The organism is Alteromonas sp. H02 (assembly GCF_059682525.1).
Map to the genome: position 1 here is coordinate 3,829,715 of NZ_CM185021.1, position 22,302 is coordinate 3,852,016.

Genomic DNA, 22,302 nt, shown 5'->3' on the forward strand with positions numbered 1-22,302 from the left:
TAATACGTTACTGGAGAAAATGATGAAGAAAATTGCCTTGTTGTCTTTGCTAGCCTTGACCAGCCTGACCGCTTTTGCTGCGCCGAAAACAGTTACTTTGGAAGTTCCAACCATGAACTGTGTGACCTGCCCCTTTACGGTCAAAAATGCCTTAAAAAATGTTGAGGGTGTGAGTAAAGCTGAAGTCACCTTTGAAACCAAATTGGCAGTTGTCACATTCGACGACGAAAAAACCACAGTAAAAGCACTGACCGAAGCCACCACTAATGCGGGTTATCCATCAACGCTCAAGGAGTAAAGCATGGAAATGCTAATACAGTTACTGACCCGTTTCGGCGATAAGATTAGCTCATTGGGCGCGCTGGTTTCTGCTATGGGATGCGCCATGTGTTTCCCGGCCATCGCCAGCCTGGGCGCTGCGGTCGGGTTGGGTTTTCTCAGCCAATGGGAAGGTTTGTTTGTTAATACCCTGTTACCGTTGTTTGCCTGGATTGCCCTGGTACTCAACGGACTTGGCTGGTTCAGCCACCGGCAATGGCACCGTAGTGCGCTGGGTGTGGTCGGCCCCATTTTATTGCTGTTATCGCTCTATCCGTTTTTCCAATACGGCTGGAGCAGCTATGTCACCTATTCAGCGTTAGGTCTGATGGTTGCCGTATCGCTTTGGGATATTTTTTCACCCGCGAATAAACGCTGTGATGATGACAGCTGTGCTGTTTAACACGACGCAATGCCTGACTACTATTTGAGGAAAACGAATGATCTTACTATCGATAGAAGGGATGACCTGTCCAAGTTGCGTCGCTCACGTTAAAGAAGCGCTCGATGCGATCGAAGGCGTGAATAAGGTTGAAATATCTTATGAAAACGCCAGCGCAACGATCACCACAAACGGTGGGGTCAGCGTAACCGATCTCATTGGAGCGATTGAAGCCCTGGGTTATACCGCAAAAGAAAACCCCTTAGCGGAAAACACAGCACCGAACGCCTACTGTGACAACGAAAATACCAGCAACACAGAAAGCAACCGAACTCAACATGTGGCGATTATCGGTACGGGTTCCGGCGCTTTTGCCTGTGCTATCAAAGCCGCTGAAGGTGGTGCCAAGGTCACTCTTATTGAGGGAGCCGATGTGATTGGCGGCTGTTGCGTGAATGTCGGCTGCGTACCCTCAAAAATTTTGATCCGCGCCGCTCAATTGGCACAGCAGCAACGCAATAATCCCTTTGCCGGACTGGAAAATCATGCGCCCCAATTGAGTCGAGCCTTGTTGGCTCAGCAGCAGACCGCTCGAGTCGAAGAGCTGCGCGCTGCAAAGTATCAGAATATTCTAGAGACAAATCCTGCGCTTAGTTTACTTAAAGGTTGGGCGCAATTTAAAAATGCAAACACCCTGATAGTCAGAAAAAATGATGGCACTGAGCAGGAAATCTTTGCTGATAAAATCCTGATCGCCACTGGCTCCACGCCAACCATTCCTCCCATCGAGGGGCTGGCCGAAACGCCTTACTGGACCTCTACCGAAGCGCTGTTTGCCGAGGAATTGCCGCAGCACCTGGTGGTGATTGGTTCATCGGTCGTGGCGCTAGAAATTGCCCAGGCTTACCGACGATTGGGCAGTGAAGTCACCGTGTTGGCAAGACACTCACTACTTTACAGTGAAGACCCCATAATCGGTGAAAAACTGGCGGGCTGTTTTGAAAAAGAAGGCATTCGAGTTTTAAACAACACGCAAGCCACCCAAGTGACCCACGATGGAAATCAATTCACCCTGAACACTAATGCAGGCGAGCTCAGTTGTGATCGTTTGCTGGTAAGCACCGGGCGACACGCCAATACCAGCCAACTCAATCTGGACGCGGTGGGTGTCACCACCAACAAAAAGGGCGAAATCGTTGTTAACGAACGCATGGAAACCAATGTTGCTGGTATTTACGCTGCCGGTGACTGCTCTAACATGCCGCAATTTGTCTATGTCGCCGCGGCCGCCGGTAGCCGTGCTGGTATCAATATGACGGGCGGCAACGCCAAACTGGATCTGTCCACCATGCCCGCCGTGATCTTTACCGATCCACAGGTGGCTACCGTCGGACTGACCGAGGAGCAAGCCAGGGCTCAGGATATTGAGACCGACAGCCGCGTACTGGGTATGGAAAATGTCCCACGTGCGTTAGCCAACTTTGAAACCGACGGTTTTATCAAACTGGTCACAGAGAAGGAAACGGGGTTGTTGCTAGGCGCGCAGATCCTGGCTCACGAAGGCGGCGAACTGATCCAGAGTGCGGCTTTAGCCATCCGCAACCGTATGACGGTGACGGAATTAGCCGACCAGCTTTTCCCTTACCTCACCATGGTGGAAGGTTTGAAGCTCTGCGCGCAAACCTTTAACAAGGATGTCAAAGAACTGTCCTGTTGTGCAGGATAGGAGAGGGCAGTATGGGAACGGCACCCGCCACGCATTCACTGACAGCCCCAACGGTCAATGCGTTGGCGGATGGATTGAACAAGGGTGAATTCGTTCCTTTTTACCAGCCTCTATGGGATGTTCAACACCAATGCTGGGAAGGCGCTGAAACGCTCATTCGCTGGCAACATCCAACTGAAGGATTGATCCAGTCAGACACCTTTATTCCCGTTGCCGAACAAAGCGGATTAATTCTGGAACTGGGCGCGTTTGTCTTACGGGCGGCCTGTCAACAGATGATGCATTGGCGTCAACGCGGTTTACCCGAGGGTATCATCGCGATCAACGTCTCTGCCTTACAAATCCAACAACCTGACTTTGTCGAAGACCTTGCCAGGATATTGCGTGATACGGGACTGCCTGCTCCGGCATTGGAACTGGAATTAACCGAAACACTGGCCCTGGAGGATACGCCAATCCTGATCGAAAACCTGCATCGCTGCCAGGCGCTGGGCATTCGCCTGTCCATCGACGATTTTGGTACCGGGAGTTCGTCGCTGGCACGCTTGCAATGCTGCCCAGTGACCCGCCTAAAAATCGACAAAACCTTTGTCACGCATATGACAACCGAGCCAAAGGATCGCGCCATTACCGAAAGCGTCATCACCCTTGGCCATAACCTGAATTTATCCATCGTCGCGGAAGGGGTTGAGACGGCCACTCAACAACAACTTTTAGAGAAGCTTGGCTGTGATGTATTACATGGCTATCGGCTGGCGCGGCCAGCCGATGCCGAAACGACTGAAGCGTTGTGGCCAGGCCGCAGTGTTTGAAACGAACGGAGACAAACCCATGTCAAAAGCCGCCGTGTCAAAAGATGTGTCACGATACTTTGAGGTGATCCCCGACTTTGCGGCATTCATGGATGCCGATGGGCAGGCACTCGAATTTCCCCTGACGATCTCGCAACTGGCGAAAGCCGCGCAAACCACAGTGCATACCGTCAGGAATTACGTCTTGGAAAATTTGGTACTTTGCCCAGAGCATTCCGCGGGTGGTTTCGGTTTATACAATCAATGCGCTTTAAACCGGCTGCGCTTCATTCGCGCAGCGCGTGCGGCGGGCCTGCTGATCCTGGATATAAAACCCTTGCTCTACGCCATCAACGAAGGCGACCAGCAAGCCTGTGAAGCCGCCATGCGCGAACTGCAAACCAAAATTGATGAACGCCAGGCTTACTTGCAGGCATTGGATTCACAGCTGTCGGAGCTGCGCCAACTGGCCTGATCGCCATAACAAAGGAGTATACGATGTCAGAGAAATGTGAAACCGGCCCCCACGACTGGGTAGCCAATAAAGGCCGATTTATTCTCACCTGGGTATTGCCAGCGATACTCATAGTGATTACCGGCATGATGCAACTTGCACCGTGGATGACCGGCAGTATCTGGGCGATCGCTTTAAGTTGGATGGGATATGCCTGTTTAAGAAATGCGAGTCAATGTGGGCGAATGCATTGTTTTTTCAGCGGGCCATTTTTTCTGGGTTCCGCCATGTTGGCATTAGGCATTGGGATGCAGTGGATACAATGGCTCACCTTTAACGGATTAGGACTCTCTTTACTGATCGGTACACCACTGGTTTGCGTGTTACCGGAGATGTTCTGGGGAACTTACAAAGTTGCGACAAACGGCAAAGAAGAATGAATGCGATAGTGAAGCGCGCTACAAACTCTATAAAACGCCTCTGGTCACTTGTAGTGTATGCATTTCAATCGCCGGTTCAGGATTCTCACTCAAAACGGCGTACCGCGATCCTCTTTAGTCTGGTGCTGGTCGTCCACTTGGTTGTCCTGCCAGCGCATGAACTGGGTTCCGATATTGGCTTGCGTTCTTTTGCACATCTTAATCTGAGAATCGCGCTATTTGCGTTTTTGTTCGCAACGCTGGAGAGCGTTCTCATCAATTTATGGGTTCAACTGATACGCAAGAAGACCCATTGCAGAACGGCACCAGCGGCGGGCGGCATAGTTATCGGGATTGTAAGCCCCCTGTTGTGTTGTACCCCGCTGCTGCCGACCATCTTAAGTTTTATCGCCATTTTGTTTCCTTCCGCTGTTTCTGGTATGGGTCTCAAAATTCAGTATGCGGTCAATGTGTATCAAACCGAACTGTTGCTGTTGGCGTTGGTATTACTGTTGTTTGCGATTGTTCAAAATGCTTGGCATCTCAATTCAGGCGACGTAATGGCAGGCCATCACAAGGAATAAAGCAATGAAAGCCACTTGCGACTAATCTAGGCATATCCAAATGACGACTAGAAACCTGGTAACTATAACGCGATGCTTTTACACAATAATGCATCTATCAGAGAAAATTTAAGTCGATGGCCGCTATCTATCAGACAGCTTATCCACGAATTAAATCTGATATCACCGAAGATGAGTTAGGGGATGTCTATACACCTACGCCGGAAGATCAGAAGTTTGCACTGCGTCACTGTAAACGAACCAGCGCATCCTTTTTGGGGCTCCTGATTCAGCTAAAAATCACGCAGCGATTGGGCCGGTTCGTAAACCTGGGTGAAATACCAAAGGTGATCATCACGCACATTAAAAATCAGTGCCGTTCGCGGGTGACACTGAAGGATCTCCAAACCTATTACACATCGGGCGCGAAGGATCGTCACGTAAAGCTGATTCGGCGCCATCTTAATATAAAAGCCTACGATGCGGCCAAGACCTCTGAATTGGCACAGATTTGGGCACTTGAGGCAGCGACTACCAAAGATGCATTACCGGATATCATCAATGTCACGTTGGAATATTTGGTCAAAGAGCGATACGAGTTACCGGCGTTCAGTGTACTTGAGCGGATATGTCAGGCGGCCAGGGCCGAAGTCAACACTCGGTATTACGATCAATTGTGTGGCTTTTTAGAGTCTGAAAGTCGCCAATGCATCAACGATATTCTTCGATCTAGCACAGGACTGAATGGTTTTGGTTGGAGCACGCTGAAAAATGAACCCAAACGCCCGACCCCTCGCAATATCCATGCGTACATCCAATACCTGGAATGGCTTACATCCCTGCAAACACTTTTGCCCACGGATTTGGGGTTGCCGCCAGTTAAACACCAGCAGTTTATCAACGAGGCCAAGGCCCTGGATTACGCCGAATTGATGAAACTAAAGCTGAACAAGCGACTCGCACTCGTCATCGTTTTAATCCGGCACCAATACGCACAAACACTGGATAACGCCGCCGATATTTTTATCAAGATGTTGTTAAAAATGGATCGCTCGGCGCAGAAGCTGTTGGAGAAGTACCTTGCAGACCATCAAAAGCAAACCGATCATTTGATTTCTGTGTTGTCTGGGACGGTCAAGGTGTATCTTGATAAACCCGATTCGGTGGCAGCTTTTGATCCGATACTGGGAAAGAACAGTGATCAGCTAATGCAAATGTGCGAACAATATATGTCATTCGCAGGCAACAACTATTTGCCGTTTATGGTTCGACTCTACAGGGCAAGATCGTACTTTTGTTAAATTACTCTGATATCTGATCGATTTAATTCGTTATATTTATCATCATTAGTGTGATCAAATAGTTTTTTTGATGACACGAGTTAATTATGAGTTTTCTAAGCCATTTTTCAGAAGTTACCGATCCCCGCACGCAAATTAATGTTCAACATGACTTTATTGATGTGATATTTCTGACTGTGAGTGCAGTCCTTTCTGGAGCAGAGGGTTGGAGCGATATAGAAGTGTTTGGTCGAGATAAACTTGATTGGTTGCGCCAATACCGTCCCTTTGAAAACGGCATTCCTGTTGACGATACCATTGCCCGAATTGTTCGAGTAATATGCCCTGAACAATTAAATAAAGCCTTTATGAATTGGGTGAATGAAGTGCGTGTTGAAACGGGTAAGCCTCAAATTGCCATCGACGGTAAGACACTTCGTCATTCCTACGATGGCGATAAGCAAACGGCATTACATAGCATTACCGCCTGGAGCAAAGATGCAGGTTTAGTGCTTGCGCAACTGAAGTCATCGGGCAAGAAAAATGAGAATGCTTCGGTATTGGACCTACTCGACACGCTTAATATTAAAGGCGCTCTTATCAGTGCAGATGCCATGAACTCTCAGAAAAAGATAGTCGAGAAAATCAGCTCGGAGAACGCAGATTATGTGCTCTGCATCAAAAACAACCACAAACAACTACGCGATGAAATTGCCGCCTATTTCCATAAGGTAGAGAGGGATAATCCCGCTTGGATTGCCTGTAATGAACAGACTGATTCTGGCCATGGACGAATTGAAGTACGCCGGTGCCAGCAACTAAGAGTCAGTGAGTGGATAAGTGAAGCACAGCACTGGAAAGGTATACGCAGTGTTATCAAAATAGAGCGAGAGCGCCACCTTAAAGACAAAGAGGTGAGCACTGAAACGCAATATTACATCAGTTCACTGGATATTGACCCCGTTGCGGTCAACCAGGCTATCCGAGCACACTGGGAAGTCGAAAATAAAGTCCACTGGGTGTTAGACGTGACGTTCAAAGAAGATGATAGCCGAATACGCAAAGAGGACGGAGCGGAAAATGTCGGAGTGATTAGGCGGTTTTGTTTGAATATGGCTCGTTTACACCCCAAGAAAGCCAGCATGAGAAGCAAACTCAAAATGGCTGGCTGGGCCGATGAATTCAGAGCAGAGCTTATTTTTGGGTAAAAGTATGCGGTTGCCCTGTTCGACTCTATAAAAAGCAACGATCCACCTTGTTTCGTACGATTGAAATACTCAACCTGGCATCGGCCACGGAAGACAAGGACTTGCTCAATGCGTTCCAGTTTATTTTGACGCACAAAAAGCGTCGCACGGAGTTCCTGTCAATTCAAAGCGATCCGAACGATCCCTCTTCCAGAAATGTCATTAATATTCGCTGGATTCGCGAAAGCTGGTGGAAATTAGTCACGGGAAAATCAACCAAATCAGCACAGGTGTCGGAGGTTAATAAAACCTGTTTTGAGCTGTGTGTGTTTGAACGGATCGCTGAAGAACTAAGTACCGGTGACTTGTTCATTCCCTACAGTGAAACCTTCGATGATTACCGGGAGCAGATGATCACCTGGGAAGAATACGAAGCGCAGTTGCCTACCTATTGCGAGGAGGTAGGGCTCGTCGCCGGTGATACTGAATTTACAACAACGCTGAAGAAGTCCATGGAAACGAGCTGCCGGAAAGCTGACAGCCAATTCCCGGAGGACGAACTGGTTCGTATTGAAAACGGGAATCTGATTATCGGTAAACCAAAGCCTGATCAACCCTTACCTGAAGTCGAAGAAATTGGAGCGCTTTTGCGCGATCGGTTGGACAAAATCAACCTGCTTGATGTGATTATCAATGTCGAAAAGTGGCTGAACCTGAATAAACATTTTGGCCCGTTGTCGGGCTTCGAATCACGTATCAGCGACCCGGAGTTACGTTTTGTCCTGACCGTGTTTTGTTACGGTACCAACATTGGGGTTCTAGGGATTTTCCCCTCTAAAAAGACATAATCCTCTGTAGACCACACCAATAAATGGCTGCGGAGGTGGTTTACTTTCAGCTTGGAGCCTAATCATCCACTATCGGCCTTGTTATTTCGCCAATATTGGGCAATTTCCCAGTATTAGTGAAGTTATACGTTCCGCTTAAGTTGATATTTTGCCACGCAACGGGCGAAACAGCACGAGTGATACCCGCTTTCTCTTCATCTCCTCTCGCTTCAAAGTGTCCCAGCAGATGACTCAGTATCGCGGAGTTGAAGTAGATGATCGCGTTGGCAAGCAATCTTGCACATTCATTCCAGATAGCGATTTCACTCTCGTTTTTGCCTCGGAACTGATCGCCATTCACCGACGCAATAGCCCGTCTCAGGAAGTGCCACGCTTCTCCCCGGTTAAGGGCACGCTGAACGTACTGCCGCAAACTGGCATTGTCTATGTAATCCAGTAAATATTGCGCTTTGACCAGTCGATTATACTCCGTCAGCGCCTGTAATGTCGGGTGCCCCGAAGGATAACCAGACAACTTTCTTACCAGCATTGCCTGTGTCGTTCGCTTTGTCTGAAGTGACAGAACAATGCGCCTAATATCCTGCCATCCCGTTTCGATGACATTCGTCCTGATGGGCTTTTTCAGGGCAAGGTTGGTGCCGCCGTGTTCATTTTCAGTTACGTCAAACAGATCATTGATGACACTACTGAACTGCGCGTATCGCGGTGCAAAACTGTAACCGCATAGATCCAGTAAGGCGAAGTTAACATGATTGACACCGTGTGTATCTGTCGAGAGTACGTCAGGTTTGATTTCACTGCTGTTGGATTGTAACAGGTCATAAATATAGTGTGATTCGTGCTCGTTGGAACCGATGATCCGAGCATTGAGGGCGCTGTGGTTGGCTACCAGTGTCATGGCCGTGATCCCTTTATTGGTGCCGAAATACTTAGAGGAGTACCGGGTTTTAAAGGTTTCCAGATGGGTTTCGAATTTCTGACCATCCGCACTGGCATGCAACTGGTCCTCCTGAATATGGTAGTGGCGGAAGATGGGTAGCGCTGCAACCGCATTATTGATCACATCGCTGGCATCATGCAGCGTTTCAGGCCGGATATAGTTGGCCTGCACCGTACTCAGGTGTTCATAGCTTCGATCGGAGATCTGCGCCATGCCATACACACCACGGTGAGTGGCGTTGGCAATCAGAATGACCAGTAAATCATCCTGATGAGTGAACCCTTGTTTTTGTATCGGAAGTACATGAGTCAGACATTTCATGAACCCGGTTTCGCGCTCTACATACCGCAGTACATCCGCGATATCGACCGGTTGCATTCGCTTAAAAAAGGGATTGTTGACCAGAGATGTAGCGCTTTTGGTCGGCAGACGCCAGCGGGTACCGGTACGATTTTTCATGATCACATTTCGATTGTCTCCCTCATCAATATGGAGAGCAACGTCTTTGAGCGCACTTTCCAGCCGGTGTTGTTGCTCCTGTAACAATAACTCTGCGGGCTGTTTTAGTCTGTCCAGTGTTGATGAGGCCAGCAAGGTATCCTGCGATGTCTGGGGGATCAGGTCGTCTTCCAGTGCGCGGTATTTGGTAACATTTGGCAAATAAATGCGTCCGTTCAGTCGCGAAGTCAACTGGCGGTAGAGCAGCCATTCGTAACGTTGCGGGTTAACGTTATCCTGTTTAACCAACCATGGGAGGTGCTTTTTCGGGATGAGCGACGTATCCATCGTCTTCAGTGGTCCACCGGATGCGATTTCCGTCTGAATCTGTTGAAGTTGGGCGACGACGGCTTCTGAGCCTTTACCGGCCTCACAATCAAGGCACAAGAACACCTGCCTTAACAGTTGCTTCAGGAGATTGCATTGTTCATCGTAATGTTGCCACTGGTACTCTTCCACGGTCCGTTTCTGTTTTTTCAGGTAAAGGCAGAGGGTCTGGATATCCCTGTCATTCATGACCTTCAATGCCTGTTGTCTGACTACTGAGAAGGGTTGATTATCATCAATGTTCTCATCCACAAACAGATGCAGTAACTCTGCCGCTTTTGTGACATTGTCCGCGGCTGACTGCCAGGACAGGAACACTGCTTGTTGTGCAAAGGTGTTGGCAGCTTCTTGTTGCTTGCGGATATGGTAAATGAACCCATCAGTTAACCGTTCCAGTGCCAGTTGTATCCGCTCTGTCAGGTGACATAGCAACCATAGATGCTGCTGTGCGCGTTTGAATCGTTTGAGTTTACTGCCGTAATAGTTGATGAGCTCACCGAAGTGTTGTCGATTTTTAAGAGACAGATTAAGCCCATCGATAACGCCATTGATTTGCGTGCGCCATGGCGCTAACTGATGATAAAGGGCAAGCTCTTTTTTAAGCTCAGGTACGGTCAGACTTTTTGCACCGCCTCTGAGCTGGTTCAGGCTTAGTCCGTCATCAATGGCTGTTATGCTGTCCAGAAAGACGTGAAGTTCAGGACTGGTGAGTTGATTAAGTTGGTGCGCCAGGTCTTTTCTGACCTGCTGCATTGTTCTGCTTATCAGTCTCTGGAGTACGGTATACCTGGGGATAGCAATGCTGTGACTGGCTAGGAATTCAATAGCAGTATCAAAGAGGTAACGCGGCTCCAGCCAGGCATTGCCCACCTGAACAAGGTGGTCGAAAAGAGAATTGAAGTGCTGACTTTCGTCCCATTTGTGATAACCAGCAAGGTCTAATACTTTTGCGTAGAGTCGATCTTTTTGTTTTTGTGAGGGAGTGAATGGTCTGAGCCCCTTGCCGCCAAGCAGCTCTTTACTGATGAACATTAAATCCTTAGAAACCTGCGAGTAAGCGATATCTAGGATGACGGGCTTTGATTTGAAGTATCCCAAAATCGCGACAAAGTAACATCTATGAGCTCTGAGACGAATTGACCGAAAAACTGCCAATTCCGCATCGTTCAGAGAAAAGTACAGACGTTGTTCTTCGATTGAAAAAATGGGTGGGGAATAAAGATCTGCCTGTTCTGCTCTCGTGAGAATAGTAATTTCGTTTTTGATGGCCATATCAGGGCTGTTCCGTATTAAATGTACGATATTTACCTAATTTGCCACACTTATAAGTAGTAACCCACCTCCGCAGCCATTTATTGGTGTGGTCTACAGAGGATTATGTCTTTTTAGAGGGGAAAATCCCTAGAACCCCATCTGTCATTGGTTCTTTCATCTCAAGCAATTGGGCGTGCTGTCCTTGCCGGTGAGGACGGCTCTTTTGACCCAGAAAAATTGCGTCCGCCAGTCTTTACTTTGATTGCCCTTGAGGAACCAGAGAACAGCCTCTCGCCTCACTATCTGGGGCGGATTGTCAGCGCTCTGAACTCCATGACGAGCAACGAGGATGCTCAGGCCCTAATCGCTACGCATGCTCCGTCAATGTTACGACGTGTCGATCCGGAACATATTCGATATCTTCGACTTACCGAAACCCGGCAATCAAGAATTACGAAAATCCAATTACCCGCTAAAACCGATGAAGCGCACAAGTTTGTACGCGAGGCTGTCCAGGCATTCCCTGAGATTTACTTCTCACGTTTGGTTGTGTTGGGTGAAGGGGATAGCGAAGAAATTGTACTACCGCGCCTTTTCCAAGCAAAGGGTGCGCCAGTTGATGAATCAGCGGTTACGATTGCTCCGCTTGGAGGTAGGCATGTCAATCATTTTTGGCGCCTGTTATCAGCACTGCAAATCCCATTTTTGACCCTTCTCGATTTAGATGTGGGCAGATATCAAGCGGGCTGGGGAAGAATAAAGTATGTAAATAACCAACTTGGCTTATATCAACCTGAAAAAGTTCTGCCAAATACTTTTTCTTTATCAGATTGGAATGATGACAAAGTACCTGTTCGTACCCACCACTTCTTTGAAAACGGCACTAAGAGTGTATTTGCAGAGCTGGAAATGCGTGGTGTGTTTTTCTCATTTCCAATGGATTTAGATTTTTCAATGCTCCTTGCTTTCCCAGATGCTTACGGTGTTCAGCAGGAAGTTCCGGATGACTCAACAATTAAAGCCGTGTTAGGCAAGAGCCATCATGACCCATCCCAATATAGCTATGACGAGTTAAATCTTTTCTCTACGTATCACAAGCTTTTTAAACTGGGCAGCAAGCCCGCTGCTCATATCGAAGCTCTCGCTCAACTAAGCGACGAGGATTTGCTGGCGAACATGCCTGAATCATTTGGACGACTCACTGATGCCGTGATCGCCAAGCTTGCGGAACTGCCCGAGTGATTGCTGTAGATGCATGGCTGCCTTCGGATGGGCTAACTCTTGAACCCAATGCACTGCGGGCTGCGAAGGAACAAGCGCGCTGTCTTGCACTGACGGCGGGGCCGGGCGCGGGCAAGACGGAAATGCTTGCACAAAGAGCTGACTTCCTCCTACGAACCGGAACCTGCCGTTATCCGAAGAGAATACTCGCTATCTCTTTCAAAGTTGACGCCAGCAAAAACTTGAAGGAGCGAATCCAGCAACGCTGTGGACAAGAATTGGCTTCCCGTTTTGATAGCTACACATTTCATGCGTTTGCAAAGCGTATTATTGATCGCTTCCGAGTAGTGCTTACTGGTAATGATGCTCTTGATCTGGATTATTCGATTGGCGAAAGAAAAGTCACAAAAAGGCAAATTACATTTCATGATCTTGTACCGCTAGCAATTCAAATTCTTAAGGCCTCCACTGTCGCAAGAAATGCCATACGCCAAACTTACAGCGATGTTTTCTTGGATGAATTCCAGGACTGCACGGATCAGCAGTATGAACTCGTGAAGGTAGCCTTCCAAGGTACGAGCATTCGTCTCACTGCTGTCGGTGATACCAAGCAGAAAATCATGGGATGGGCAGGTGCATTGGACGGAATTTTCCAAACGTTCGCTAGGGATTTTTCAGCGGTCCCATTAAACATGTACCGAAACTTTCGTTCAAAACCACGCCTGCTTCGGATGCAGAACGAGATAATTCGCGTGCTCGATCCGGCTTCCGTCATGCCAGATCACCAACTTGCTGGTGAAGAGGGAGAGGTCTTCGCGTGGCAATTCGAGAATGCCCAGGGTGAAGCTGAGTACTTGGCCGATTTGATTGCCGGGTGGATAAGAAATGAACAGGTTCCGTTATCCGAAATCGCCGTATTAGTGTCCAAACAACTAGATCTTTACGCCAATCACCTGATGGTGGCATTGGAAGTTAGGGGAATACCGTACCGGAATGAGCAGGAGATGCAGGATATTACTGTCGAACCTGCCGCAAGGCTCGTTGTTGACTATTTGTCCTGTCTCTATGGCCAGCGAGAGCCCAAAGCCTGGATTCGGCTGATGAATCAATTGATTCCCTTTGCCGATGACGAGGTGCAGTCTAGCGTCAGGCAAAATTTCCAAAGCTTCTTCAAGGAACAGCGAAAAATCATCGCCATGGCCGAGTTGTTGGATGAACCGTTTTCGGGATGGTGGGATTCTGTGTGTAGATTTTTGAAGAAAATAGGAATGGAGACTCTTGTTGCTCTCTCGCCTGACTATGAGTCACATGCCAGATTAGGTGAAGTTGTGGGAGATACCAAAGCGCGCATTGAAGAATTGCTTGAACTTACCCCCGACTTGCCTCAAGCCTTGACTCGTTTCTCTGATGATCAGGCTGTGCGTATTCTGACTATCCATAAGAGCAAAGGATTGGAGTTCGACTCAACGATAATTTTGGCCGTTGAGAACGAAATATTTTTTGGGGATCAAGATTCTAATCTGTGTGCTTTCTTTGTTGGTGTATCCCGTGCCAAGCGTCGGCTTGTTCTTACATACGCTAAACAACGCGACAGGCCCCTTAACTATGCTAAAAGATGGGATGTAATTCGAACTCCACAACAGGAATATCTTCAATATGCAGCACAGTTTATTACCGATTTAACGCACATTTAAAAAGTCATTAGCTAAACTACTCAGTTCAAAACTTGCAAAGCCATAAACCGTCCTCAAAAACGTTCTCTTTACTAAATATAATGCAACATCTAGCGCGATGTCAGCTCCAAAATATACTGGAGCTGACAAAGATTTTTTCTTCTAGTTATTCCCCGAAATTTCCTCCGTCGCCTCCTGACGCAGTTTCTGGGCATCCATTCCGTTTAGCCGTTCAAGGGCTCTGTCTGCGGCACTCTGACGATTTCCATCAACGTTTAGCGTACTTCCTGAGCCTGTGAGTCTTTCCAGATCCAGTGACGGTACTTCGGGTAGGTTGCCTGTTATCGATAAGATACCTATCCATTCATCCAGATTGACTTGGCTCCAATCCACCTGGTTTAACTGACTCGCGGTCAATCCTTCACAGTTTGGAGATTTCGCACTGCCCCAGCCAAGGCCCAATTGCGGACGCACTTGCTCTTGAATGATCCGTGAAAGCGGCGAAGTAAAGCAGCAATATGATTGCCGTTTCTCAACACAGGCACCTAAGAACTTAGACTTGCAGTAAGAGCCCACATAGTGGCAACTCTTCAATACCCGCTTAGCGTTCATCTCAAACTCACTCTGCTCACATTTCCAGATAAGCTGAATGAGGATCATGGTGACTGAGTAAATCATGTAGGCCGTCATAACCGTACTCAGAACCGCGCCCGCAGCGCCACCCAGCGCAAAGTTACCACCCGAAACGACACCATCGGCTCCAACTGCGCCACCAACGTTACTAAACAGTGCCGATTGCGCCCCCGAACCAAAGGTCGTACCTACCCATTCAGCCGTTTTGTTGGTCAACACCTGCATGAAGCCAGTCGCAGCTTGCTCCGCTCCCGCGCCAGCAGCCGTTGATGGCCCAGCCCCCATAAGAGAGTCCCAAGCAGACACAAAGGGCTCTTTGACCGCACTCCAAGTACTCGTGATTGGCTCCCTAAGCGTATTCCAGGAACCATAGATTGCCGACGACGGATTCATGGCCATGACTGCCGTATCAAGCTTGTTGACCGCCACAATCATTGTGATGTAATCCGATAACGACACGCCACTTGGCTTTTCACAGCAATCCACTATACCGCCAACGGCTTTTTTGCACTGGCCAGCATTACCTTTAAAGACCGTACACTCGACGTTATCTTGGCCATCAGCTCCCGTGCATGACATATCATTGGTCATAAACTGCGCCGCATTAAGCATCGCGGCGGCCTCTGCAAAGTTAGCCTGCTTGATTGACTCTGGCTCTAAACAATCTGTGCCCATACAGCGAACTGGCCCCTCACAGTTGTATTGAGTTTCCATTCGTGCATTTTGCACTTCAACGCTTTGTCCACAGTCATACACCAAACTTTGGATATAACAGAAGCCTTCATGACCAGCCCCGCCTTCAGTGCATTCGGTTCTGACATACTGGCAGGCCGGGTTTTGCTCCAGCGCGGCACACGTATTGGTGGTCGTGTTTTGTCCGTTATTGACGATGGTTTGTGTATTACCATTGGCATCTACCCAGCTATCTGAGCTGCCCATGTTGAATTCTGGATGAGCAGTCGAAGCATTGTAGGTCGCTTTTGCCCTCCAGCATGAGAGCCCCAGTCCATCAGAGCTGCCACGACTGGTTAAATGAGCAGGAGACGAAACAACCGTCGGATAAAGGCTTCCAAGATTGGCCAACTCGCCACTACCAACTGTTAACCCGTCGATTCGTTTTATGCCCGTATCCAAACACTGCCACTGCACCGCAGTGAACTGATCCGTTTGCATCAAGCATTGGTCTATGCCCGGATCACTTGATTGATGAACAACGTCTTGCTCTAAGTATTTGCCAGAGAAGGTCAAGGAAGCACTCAGTTTCGCAGGAGCCAAACACTTCTGAACTTCTCGGCTGCAAGTATCGAAATCGACTTTGTTCCAGCCGGACTCACATCTGGAACGCGTGACTTCCTGCGGTTCATGCCACGAAATAATCGACCCATTAACGACCTTGCACAATGAGCCAACCAAGGTTCCTTTTGGACAGGTCATTTCAGGGTATTTAATGGACGGTTTCGTCTCTGTGACCGTCTCCTTGTTGCCCGTCAATGAGAGTGTCGTTTTCCAGCCATTTGCCTTGGACGGCGACTCGGTGATTTTTATCTCAGTATTTTGATTATCAAACACTCTCAGCGTCGCGTTTCCAGTTTGCATGGTACTGCTGTGCTGTGGAACAAAGCTGAGCGTTTCAGAGCTAAAGCAACCGCGCTCAATGGACCAGCTTTGTTGATGGGTTTCAGCGGATACACGTCGTTCTAACTGACACTGAGTAAGCGTGCTGATCTTCTCGCACACCTGGTAATCCGGTACATGCTTGGTTTCAGTAAATGGCGTAATCGTCTGAGTAGGCTCACAGGCCTCAAAACTACTTGGCATAAGGTTGGATACCACACACTTTGGATCGCTGGTTTGCAATCCACAGTCATAGGTATCGGTAAAACGAATGCATTCACCTTTATCATTGGTCTCGGCACATTCTGACGACATGAATCCACAGGAAGGATTCGCTTCAAGCACTTGGCAGGCCTGATTTTCAATCCCCTTATAGCTTTCATCATCCACACTGACTTGTACACGCCGACACAAAGGCGATATGCCAGCCACAGGGCTAGGGGCAAAGTAGGATTCACAAACTGAAACACCATTGACCACCGTACATCCGTTGGTTGAAGACGGCTGATCCGTGCATTGAATGCTGTAGTCTGAAAACTTCGTTGGGATATCCGCTGCTTGTTCGATACAGGATTGTGGCGACCAACTATCATTCATCACTACCTTGGTTGGATCAAAGCGCACCTTTATGCGTGCATAGCCCTCACCACTACCCGTAACCGATACGCGAATTTTTACCGGCACTTCTAAACCTGGTTCTACCGCTTTTAGCTTGGCAGTGAGATCGGTATTTGGATTGCGCTCCCAACTGGTACTGAGCTCGCAACGACCTGCCGTTTCTGGTGGAAAGTTATTGTTCGGCCCAGACCAGACTTTCTGATCACCAAGCCACACTTGCATGTAGTCATCCCATTTGGCGTACTCAAGTACGGCTGAGGTAATCGCATCGGGATTCACGACTTTGAGTGTGATGGCCTGTTCAAATACTTTACAACGGCCACTCCAGTAGTTGTCACCAATTCGCCCTATCCAAACTTCAAGACACCCCTCACCACAAGAGCGAAGGTTCATCGGCCCTGAAACATGCTCAATGATGCCTGCCGTGTAATCGTGAGTAATCGTGCAGCTGTTAACCGCTGTATTGAGCCTGTCACATTGCTGGTAATTTGGGCTGCCTTCACCTTGAGACTCACAGCCGGGGAAGCTTTGGGTTAATAGATTGGGGTCAGTTTGAACCGCATCAGTTAATGCCCAAAGCGGATCATTGACCATATCTGGCCGAGACCTGTCTTTGATTTGCTGTAGCGAACGAAACGCCTCACCCGTAGCGCCACTTTCGGATGCCATGCTCTCTTGGCGCTGCGTCCCCAATTGATTCATGCTGGTATCAGAGCCATAAACGCCCGTTAAGACATCCAATGAGCCCTGATCCATACCAGGGAAAAGCTCTTGCAAGTTAATGGACTCATTGCCACTGCCATTCGGCACCGACAATGTATTGCCATTGAGTGCGGGCATCGTCCAGTTTTGCAGCAATTGCTTACCTTCCTGTTGTCCGCTTAGACCGGATTGGCGCTGCACATCAGCGGCCACACCATGTAAGGGCAGGCACGCCATAGTGATAGATAAAATACCCGCTAACACTCGGGTAAAAAATATTGGTTTCATGGTTAACCTCCCGAGTTACAGCAGTCTTGCCAGCGCCACAAAATGTAGAGCGCATCTTCACCGGCACCTGGGATCGTTCGCCACTCTCCCCATTTCATGGTGCTTTCACCGATAACATGAGCACTTTCAGTTTCTGGTACAGGAAAGAACATACTCATCTTGTATTGGGATTTCGGCAGCATGGGTTCGATAACAGGTCGGCATAGCGCACTGTTCCCCATTGTTCGCCTAGCAAGACCACGCCTGTGTTGAGCCGCGATTGCACGCGCCGCTAAATGGCTGGTGTTTTCTGCTAATGAGCCAAAAGCTAAGGTGTGGCCAGATAACGGGTAGAGATGGCCCCAACTGCCAGCACACCAAAACAACTGGTCGATAGGTTTACCAAGCGTTGATGATGCAGCGTCAGCGGTACAAGCAGATATAGCCAATGGATTGGCAACGGCAGCCGCTTCAGGCTGAGTAAAAAAGGCCAGTTCATCGTTCAGCCATGTTGGGTCCAATTCCGACAAATACATCAAGTCAAAATCCATGTAACCATCGGCATTGCAATTGCCATCCATGAACAAATCGAGCATGACCAAAAGCGGAAAGGCGTAATAATGGTAATGATAGAAAGCAAGATCACCGGTATCGTATTCACCTTCACCATGACCACCTTGCAATCGCCTATCACCTAACGGTAAGCGAATCCCTCCCAGTGAAGGCGAACAACCCGGCGTTCTGACCAGTTCAATCAGACGCGCTGGCTCCCACATGCTGGTAACAATACCTGGCCTTGGCACACCTAAGTTGTCTTCACATAAGCAAAACGACTTGTTTGATGCGCCGCTTGGGACACTGCCAGAGCCAAGTGGAAGACCTGCAACCCGGATAGGAAAAATGCATGACCAGCAAACATCCGTCAGCAACTTACCGGACAATAAACCCGCGTCTGGGCAGGTCAGTTCGGCTTTAGCAGAAATAGATGCGCCCAGGACAAACATGACAACGAGAGTCCGCAACAGACGATACGTATTATTGAGCTTTTTCATGAACAAGCTCCTTTGCTGGAATTTCTTCTATTTCAAACGCGAGCCCCTTTGCTTGAACAAACGATGGGGTGACTTGCAGATCAAAGCGCTGCTTTAGCGAGGCATTGAGAAGGTAAACCGGACTGTCCAATGTCTTTTCGAGCGCATTGAGGCTATTCCAACCTTGAGTACGGTCGAGCTGCGTGGTGATAAGCGTAATGCGGCGCAGTGTCCTATCTTGCGTCTCAAGCCAATGCGCAACTGCGTCCACTTCTTCAGCGTTCGACGCATTAAACACCACAAGCTGCTGAGTAAACGGCAAGGCTTTTAGCGGGTTAATACGCGTTCCTGCTGGGATCAATGTTCGGCCATTGGCATCCAATAGTGGCCGCTTCATGACGATGGTTGGATCAACCATTCTTATCCGATACTGCGTGGCTTTGGGTAAGTCAGTGAAAGTTTGGCGAGACCAGAAACGCTCAATGGCTTTTTTCTTTAATGCGCCCAGGTCAATCGACTGTAAACGCTGCATCGCCACTTGCATCAAATCCGGTTCTAAAATGGAATGAATAGGACCGCGTTGACCCAATGAACCGGTATTGCCTGTTTCAATTTGACGCTGCAACCAGTCGTTGCTGTAAACCCCTAGTGCACTTGCAGTCACCTTGTCATCTTCTATGCGGAAAATGGCAGGCACGCTAGTCACCCGCCAGTGCACAAAGGCTTTCGGATCGATTCGAACCTGAGGAACAGGATCAAGCCCCGTCATCAGCGTATGCCAATCACGGATAGCCGCCCCCAAGGTCTTTCCTTCAGGAATTCCCCGAAACAACACAATAGCGCCGGTAGCACTGGCCTCTTTAAATAGCTGCTTCAGTGACGAATCTCCCAGTGAAGACGACGCAAAAATCAACCATTCATCGTTGTGTTTGAGCGACGCAGGTTGTTCAATCGGTGCAAAAGGCTCAATAAATTCAGATGAACCATCCACAGCACTTTGTAAAATGCTGCGGCTCATTTCGACGATCTTTTTGTCTTCGTCAGACAACGGAAAAGGCTCTTGTGCCCAGGACACTTGAACCCAAGCCAATGGCGCAACCAACAAAAATAAGAGACATAGTCTTTGCATCATCTACCTCCTACCAAAGCGGCCAAGCGCGACCGACAATCTGCTCGCGCTTAACGGCGTTCCAATAGCGGGAGTCGAAACTCGTTGCAGCCTCGCCGGAAAACCAATACTCGTTTTCTTGCAGCGTCAATGAGCGGCTAAATTCTGTTTCAGCCACACCAAGACGCTGGGCTAATGCCATGCCGGTAGAGACTTCAGCACCATTCACCAGTACATGCTCAGGCGTCACCTTGACTTCATCCCCTGGCATCCCTGTTAGGCGTTTCAGCATCCGAGTACCGTCGTTATATAACGGAGCAAGTCCTTTTGAGTGGAAGGCATACAAACCATCCTTAACGGGCTCTTTATTCCATAGGTCAATCAGATACACCGTGGTATCAGGCAGGCAGCGCTCTTGCTGGGTATCAATACCTATTCGGTAGCGCATCATGGCGTAGGTGCCTACCAAGGCCATGATTAACGCAAGAACAGTCAACCGGATGAGGTATGGCCGCCAAGGCATTCTTTTACGGAGTATCTGCATGAGACACCTCCTTTGAGCCTACTGGCACAAATACGGAATCATCAGCACCCACCACCGCTTGGGCATCCAGCACGATAAAACCGGCTGTTTTTAACTTTTCAATTTGCTGATTGGTCTGAAGCAACCTGGATTCGATGTCTTGTTCGCTGGCATTGGGGCCCAGTGACAACACCGCCTCCCCAAAATCTACGACTGCAATGGGCGTACTTAACGCCAACTGGCTGTGGATGGGTTCGAGTGTTTTCATTAAGAGCCAGCTGGTCATTAAACCGCTGCCTGCAATAGACAAAGTAATAGAGGCCATAAATGGCCAAAGCGTGGTCTTATTCATAGCCTCGCTCCTTCAACAACTGAGAGATGGCATCAGCAACAGAAAGGCCTTTGCGCGTTAACTGTTTAATCGCGTTTACATCTTCTGCACGGGACGAGTACAACAGCTTGTGAAACGGATCGACAATGAGGCGGCCAATCCCGGTGCCCATTTCGGTAATAAAGAAAATCTCGGAATAGACACCCGTGACGGTATGAACCGTTTTCAGGTATTCATAGCCGCCTTCACCTAGTGGCAAGCGGCCTTCTTTTTTGAGCGCGTTGATGGTTTCAGCTTTTTGGCCAAGCAGGTACATATTGGCCGAGTTTTCAGCGATGGCTTTACCTGTTGGGCTGTCATACAAATCGTTGACCGACTGCGTTACCGTTACAGCACTGCCGCCATATTTTCGAAATCGACGGTAACCCGTCTCAATGAACTTACCGACATCACCTTGAGTCAGCAGATCCCAAGCTTCATCAATGAACACAATCTTGCGACGATCCCGCTCACCTAAGTACATCTCTTGTTGGATTTGGTAGATAAGCTGAAGCAACACTACTTGTTGTAGATGCTTACGCCCCTTAAGCTCTTCTAACTCCAGAACGGTGAAACGGTTTTTGAAGCGAATATTGTTGTGGCCATTAAAGAATCGGCCATATTCGCCCTGTGTCGTAAACGGATAGAGCTGCTCACCCACGTCTTGCACACGTCGGTCTTCATGATTTTTTAAAGCCTCTGCCACATCATCAACCAACATGGCACGACCTTTTTTCTCCCACAGTTCACGGGTCTGACGCTTTAGGTTTGCCATCTGAAAATCGGTTAATGACTGCGTAGGTGCGGCCATTGCGGCCAATAACCCAACCAACACATCCGCTTCTTCGTCATAGTCCTCAACGATTTCAAACGGATTTAAGCAAATGCCACTGTCTCGCCCGAACTGTAAGAACTCACCGTCATAGACTTCACACAGCTTTTCATAAGAGCGGCCAACATCAATCACCCAGCATTGCCCGCCTTCTGATAGGTAGGAGGAGATGATTTCGTTCACCAGGAATGACTTACCCGATCCCGATTGCGCCGCGATGCAACAATTGTAATTACTGCCCGAGTCATAAAGGGACACACTCATGATCTGGCCATTACGGGAAACAAAGTTAATCACCGGCGTGCCAGTGCCTTTCCAATCCGCAAACAAAGGCAACAGAGGGATCACATGCCGTGTCGCCATGGTCTTGAATCGAAACAAGTCGTTCATCGCCTGGCGGTCGGCACCAAATGGCAGGGCATTCAGAAAAATGGGCAAACAGAAGTACTTGTCTTCCATCAGCTCAAATCCGAGTTCTTTGAAATAGGTTCGAGCATTTGAAACAGAACTGATGGACGCTTCTTCCGTTGGGGAAAACAGCGTCAAAGTCATATTTGCCCGAATAGGACGATCACCTTCTTGCAAAGCTTCAAAAAGAACATCAAATCTCTTTTTCTTGGCTGCAAGCACCGGCACAAACTTGAGCATCGGGCCATAGGCCTGATTGACCGCCCACTGACGCTTCGTCTCTAAACGGGGTTCTAGGGATTTTCCCCTCTAAAG

General features: G+C 48.6%; 16 protein-coding genes and 3 pseudogenes. 12 read left to right on the plus strand and 7 right to left on the minus strand.

The annotated features are described in order from the left end of the window. The first annotated feature begins 22 nt into the window (after positions 1–22). The 10 genes and pseudogenes from merP to AC566Q_RS17855 all read left to right on the plus strand — a co-directional run. A complete protein-coding gene (merP, locus tag AC566Q_RS17810; RefSeq protein ID WP_011711647.1) occupies positions 23–298 on the plus strand; it encodes a mercury resistance system periplasmic binding protein MerP in 276 nt (91 codons plus the stop codon). A gap of 3 nt (positions 299–301) precedes the next feature. Beyond that, a complete protein-coding gene (gene merC, locus AC566Q_RS17815) occupies positions 302–721 on the plus strand; it encodes an organomercurial transporter MerC (protein ID WP_007642843.1) in 420 nt (139 codons plus the stop codon). A gap of 37 nt (positions 722–758) precedes the next feature. After that, the gene (gene merA, locus AC566Q_RS17820) at positions 759–2,426 is read left to right on the plus strand and encodes a mercury(II) reductase (protein WP_255053959.1); all 1,668 of its coding nucleotides are present in this window, start codon (positions 759–761) and stop codon (positions 2,424–2,426) included. An 11-nt stretch (positions 2,427–2,437) separates the two neighbouring features. After that, positions 2,438–3,238: a putative bifunctional diguanylate cyclase/phosphodiesterase gene (locus AC566Q_RS17825; RefSeq protein WP_499608967.1), complete on the plus strand. Its 801-nt coding sequence runs from the start codon at positions 2,438–2,440 to the stop codon at positions 3,236–3,238. A gap of 19 nt (positions 3,239–3,257) precedes the next feature. Further along, positions 3,258–3,692, plus strand: coding sequence for a MerR family transcriptional regulator (locus AC566Q_RS17830; protein WP_011711644.1), 435 nt, complete (start codon positions 3,258–3,260; stop codon positions 3,690–3,692). Positions 3,693–3,715: 23 nt separating this feature from the next. After that, positions 3,716–4,111, plus strand: a complete 396-nt coding sequence (locus AC566Q_RS17835) for a hypothetical protein (protein WP_101566845.1) — start codon at positions 3,716–3,718, stop codon at positions 4,109–4,111. Next, positions 4,108–4,674, plus strand: a complete 567-nt coding sequence (locus tag AC566Q_RS17840; RefSeq protein WP_040133153.1) for a hypothetical protein — start codon at positions 4,108–4,110, stop codon at positions 4,672–4,674. Before AC566Q_RS17835 ends, AC566Q_RS17840 begins: the two co-directional genes overlap by 4 nt. A gap of 116 nt (positions 4,675–4,790) precedes the next feature. Then, positions 4,791–5,933, plus strand: a pseudogene (locus tag AC566Q_RS17845) (DUF4158 domain-containing protein); the annotation flags it as partial. A gap of 107 nt (positions 5,934–6,040) precedes the next feature. Next, positions 6,041–7,141, plus strand: a complete 1,101-nt coding sequence (locus AC566Q_RS17850) for an ISAs1 family transposase (RefSeq protein WP_123323549.1) — start codon at positions 6,041–6,043, stop codon at positions 7,139–7,141. A 17-nt stretch (positions 7,142–7,158) separates the two neighbouring features. Then, positions 7,159–7,935 (plus strand): annotated as a pseudogene (locus AC566Q_RS17855) (Tn3 family transposase); the annotation flags it as partial. A 91-nt stretch (positions 7,936–8,026) separates the two neighbouring features. Here AC566Q_RS17855 and AC566Q_RS17860 read toward each other — a convergent pair. Then, complete coding sequence (locus AC566Q_RS17860) at positions 8,027–11,005, minus strand: Tn3-like element ISShfr9 family transposase (RefSeq protein WP_273604201.1); 2,979 nt, start codon at positions 11,003–11,005, stop codon at positions 8,027–8,029. Positions 11,006–11,152: 147 nt separating this feature from the next. Here AC566Q_RS17860 and AC566Q_RS17865 point away from each other — a divergent pair, with 147 nt between their 5' ends. Both AC566Q_RS17865 and AC566Q_RS17870 read left to right on the plus strand, forming a co-directional pair. Next, complete coding sequence (locus tag AC566Q_RS17865) at positions 11,153–12,229, plus strand: ATP-dependent nuclease (protein WP_273604200.1); 1,077 nt, start codon at positions 11,153–11,155, stop codon at positions 12,227–12,229. Beyond that, complete coding sequence (locus AC566Q_RS17870) at positions 12,226–13,902, plus strand: UvrD-helicase domain-containing protein (RefSeq protein ID WP_015066574.1); 1,677 nt, start codon at positions 12,226–12,228, stop codon at positions 13,900–13,902. The genes AC566Q_RS17865 and AC566Q_RS17870 overlap by 4 nt, the downstream gene beginning before the upstream one ends. A 141-nt stretch (positions 13,903–14,043) precedes the next feature. Here the strand turns inward: AC566Q_RS17870 and traN are convergent, their stop codons facing one another. From traN to traC, 6 genes and pseudogenes are all read right to left on the minus strand, one after another. Then, entirely contained in the window at positions 14,044–17,736 is a 3,693-nt protein-coding gene (gene traN, locus AC566Q_RS17875; RefSeq protein WP_499608988.1) for a conjugal transfer protein TraN, read from the minus strand. A 2-nt stretch (positions 17,737–17,738) separates the two neighbouring features. Next, positions 17,739–18,767, minus strand: coding sequence for a TraU family protein (locus AC566Q_RS17880; RefSeq protein ID WP_024008827.1), 1,029 nt, complete (start codon positions 18,765–18,767; stop codon positions 17,739–17,741). Beyond that, the gene (locus AC566Q_RS17885) at positions 18,751–19,878 is read right to left on the minus strand and encodes a TrbC family F-type conjugative pilus assembly protein (protein ID WP_289108732.1); all 1,128 of its coding nucleotides are present in this window, start codon (positions 19,876–19,878) and stop codon (positions 18,751–18,753) included. Before AC566Q_RS17885 ends, AC566Q_RS17880 begins: the two co-directional genes overlap by 17 nt. 7 nt (positions 19,879–19,885) lie before the next feature. Then, positions 19,886–20,398, minus strand: coding sequence for a S26 family signal peptidase (locus AC566Q_RS17890; protein WP_015066570.1), 513 nt, complete (start codon positions 20,396–20,398; stop codon positions 19,886–19,888). After that, positions 20,382–20,729 (minus strand): hypothetical protein, encoded by a 348-nt coding sequence (locus AC566Q_RS17895; protein WP_015066569.1) that lies wholly within the window; start codon positions 20,727–20,729, stop codon positions 20,382–20,384. The genes AC566Q_RS17890 and AC566Q_RS17895 overlap by 17 nt, the downstream gene beginning before the upstream one ends. Beyond that, positions 20,722–22,278: pseudogene (gene traC, locus AC566Q_RS17900) on the minus strand (type IV secretion system protein TraC); the annotation flags it as partial. The pseudogene traC and the gene AC566Q_RS17895, both read right to left, overlap by 8 nt. Positions 22,279–22,302: the final 24 nt, after the last annotated feature.